This is a genomic window from Polaribacter sp., from assembly GCF_965656025.1.
Classification (GTDB): Bacteria; Bacteroidota; Bacteroidia; order Flavobacteriales; family Flavobacteriaceae; genus Polaribacter.
The window spans coordinates 3,785-7,060 of record NZ_CBFHJT010000048.1 but is presented as its reverse complement, the minus strand read 5'-3'; the positions used below and the strand labels follow the sequence as shown (position 1 = coordinate 7,060).

The following is a 3,276-nucleotide window of genomic DNA, read 5'->3' as shown; positions in this document are numbered from 1 at the left end:
ATGCAAGAGATAAATCGTTTAAAAAATTTGGCATTTTTGGGTTTATGGATGTTGTAGAAGCAAAGCAAAAACAAATGAACAAACGTTATCGTAAAATTATGTGGCGATTTACCAAAGAATGGTTTATACTGCCTAAAATGATTATTACATTAAGTATTTTTTTAGGTTTATTTTTAGTTTTAAAAATCCAGTATTCAGAATTTGTACTTTTAGGAACATTATTAGTTTTAGCTTTATTTGATATGATTAATCAATCAAAAACAAGAAAAAAACAGAAACAGAAAGAAGCTAAAAAAGAAAAAATATTTTTGCTAGAAGCTATGATTGGCGAAACAAGACAAGGCTTTTCTGCACTAGCATTTATCAATCTTATCAACTTGATAAATTTAACAAGAGTTTCTTTTAGTTCTTTAGAAAACCACTGGTTATTCGTTATTTCTTTTTGTGCAACTTTATTAATAATTCTATTTTATGTAACCAGCTATTTAATCCCCAAAAAAGCCCAAGAATTACTACAAGAAACCTATCCAGAATATAAATTGGTAAAAAATTTGTAACAAACTTTACTTTTAAACTACTTATAACCAACTAACTTAATTAAAATTTATGCTTTCACATTTTTTAAACCTCGAATGGAAACAATATTTTAGATCTTCTCATTGGCAAAAAGGTATTGCAATAAAAATAATAATGGTAATTTTTGCCTTGTATTTTATACTAACTTTTTTATCAATTGGTGTATTTGGTTATTATATATTAAAAAAAGAGTTTCCAGAACAAGATCCCTTACAATTGGTTAATTCTTACTTATTATATGCCATTTTGGGCGATCTAATTTTTAGATATCTCATGCAGAAATTACCTGTAATGAATATTAAACCCATGCTAAGTTTACCAATAAAAAAAAGCAAATTGACACATTATGTTTTAGGTAAATCATCTGTTTCTTTTTTCAACTTTTTAGGCTTGTTTTTTTACATCCCTTTTGCTGTGGTTTTAATTAGAGAAGGATACAATACTGTAGGAGTTTTAGGTTGGTTATTCACTATGATTTTACTTATACAATCTGCTAATTTTTTAAACTTTTTAATCAATAAAAACAATATTGCATTTGGTATAATTGCAGCAATACTGTTAAGCTTAATAGGTTTACATGTTTTTGACATTTATAATGTTACAGCAATTGGTGGACAGGTTTTTAATTTTATTTACGCAAACCCAATTTATAGTTTAATAGGTGTTGTTTTACTAGTGATACTTTACAGCTTAAACTTTAAACAATTAAGTGGTTTATTATATTTAGACGAAGCAGTACAAACTAAGGTACAAGAAGCAAAATCTGCAGACTTATCTTTTACCAATAGGTTAGGAGATATTGCACCCTTTATAAAAAACGATATACGTTTAATTTGGAGAAACAAAAGAACAAAAACTGTTTTTTTAATGTCCTTTTTCTTTCTTTTTTACGGATTGATATTTTTCACACAAAAAACTTACAGAGACATGCCAGCAATGTTAATGTTTGCATCGTTATTTATTAGTGGTGGTTTTGCATTAAATTATGGTCAATTTATTCCTGCTTGGGATAGCGCACATTATAAAATGTTGATGAGCCAGAGTTTTAAATACCGTAAATTTTTAGAATCTAAATGGATTTTAATGGTGGTAATGACAACCGTTTTATACCTACTTAGTTTTCCATATTTATATTTTGGGGTAGATATTTTTTTAATGATTACCGCAGGTGCTGTATTTAATATTGGTTTTAACTCACTATTTCTTTTGTATGCAGGCTCATTTAATAGAAAAAGAATAGATTTAAACAAAAGTGGTTTTGGTAATACACAAGGTACAAGCGCAACACAGTTTATTATAATTATTCCATTAATGCTTTTTCCAATGTTACTTTTTTGGCTGTTTAATAAGTTTGTAGGCTACAATTCAGGTTTTATAGTAGTTGCTGCCATCGGAATTATTAGTTTATTGCTAAAAAATTATGCCATGAATTTTATAGAAAAAAAATACATAAAAGATAAATACGCTATGATTAATGCTTTTGGCAAAGAAGCATAAAAGCTAACCAACTAAAAAAACATACAATGATTACAATAGATACAATTTCAAAAAAATACGGAAAAGCAGAAGTTTTAAATGTAGAAAATATAGAAATACCAACAGGTCAAAGTTTTGGTTTGGTTGGTAACAATGGTGCAGGTAAAACAACATTATTCAACATACTTTTAGACTTAATTAGACCCACAACTGGTGCTATAACTAATCACGATATTGTGGTAAATAAAAGTGAAGAATGGAAAAACTTTACAGGTTCTTTTATTGATGAATCTTTTTTAATAGGATATTTAACACCAGAAGAATATTTCGATTTTGTGGGCGATTTACGAGGTATGAACAAAGCAGACGTTGCCAAATTTTTAGCACAATTTGATGAGTTTTTTAATGGGGAAATTGTTGGAAAGAAAAAGTATTTAAGAGATCTAAGTAAAGGAAATCAGAAAAAAGCAGGTATTGTTGCTGCAATGATGGGGAATCCGCAAGTGGTAATTTTAGACGAACCTTTTGCAAACTTAGACCCAACAACGCAAATTAGATTAAAACAAATCATTAAAAAATTAACCGAAAATAGAGAAATTACAGTTTTAATTTCTAGTCACGATTTAACACACGTAACCGAAGTTTGTGAGCGCATTGTGGTTTTAGACAAAGGTCAAGTAGTAAAAGATATCCAAACATCAACAGAAACTTTAAAAGAATTAGAAAGCTATTTTGCACTATAAAATTGCTATTCTTATTTTATTACTATTTTTACACTCTTATTTATACTATTTTCAAATAAAAATAGTTCTAAGTAAGAGTTTTTTAGTTTTATGAAATACATCAAAAAAATACTAGTTTTTGCATTCCTTTTAGGAATTTTATACGCTTGTAGTACCAAAAAAGACACCGTAATTAACAGAAATTACCATGCTTTAACAACCAAATTCAATATACTTTTTAATGGAGAAGTAGCATTTGAGAGAGGTTTACAAGGCATAAGAGATAGCTATAAAGACGATTGGTTTCAACAACTAGTGATAGAACCTATAGAGTTTGATGATCGTAAAATTGCAGCACCCGTTTTTAAAAATAATGGTCCAGGTGCAGGTTTTGGTGGACCAGCCAAAAAAGAAGAAACCAAAAAAGCAGCTACACCATTTGATATTGCAGAAGAAAAAGCGGTAAAAGCCATTCAAAAACATGGGATGAATATCAATGGTT

Annotated in this window: 3 protein-coding genes and 1 pseudogene; all 4 read left to right on the top strand. The window is 28.4% G+C overall.

The features are described from left to right. A partial coding sequence (locus tag ACTG3S_RS09865) for a hypothetical protein (RefSeq protein ID WP_439129193.1) occupies nt 1-557 on the top strand: 557 nt, incomplete at its 5' end. A gap of 49 nt (nt 558-606) precedes the next feature. Further along, on the top strand, nt 607-2,073 hold the full coding sequence (locus ACTG3S_RS09860; RefSeq protein WP_439129192.1) for a DUF5687 family protein: 1,467 nt from the start codon (nt 607-609) through the stop codon (nt 2,071-2,073). A gap of 26 nt (nt 2,074-2,099) precedes the next feature. Then, nucleotides 2,100-2,795: an ABC transporter ATP-binding protein gene (locus ACTG3S_RS09855; RefSeq protein WP_439129191.1), complete on the top strand. Its 696-nt coding sequence runs from the start codon at nt 2,100-2,102 to the stop codon at nt 2,793-2,795. Nucleotides 2,796-2,885: 90 nt separating this feature from the next. Next, nucleotides 2,886-3,276, top strand: a pseudogene (locus ACTG3S_RS09850) (tetratricopeptide repeat protein); the annotation flags it as partial.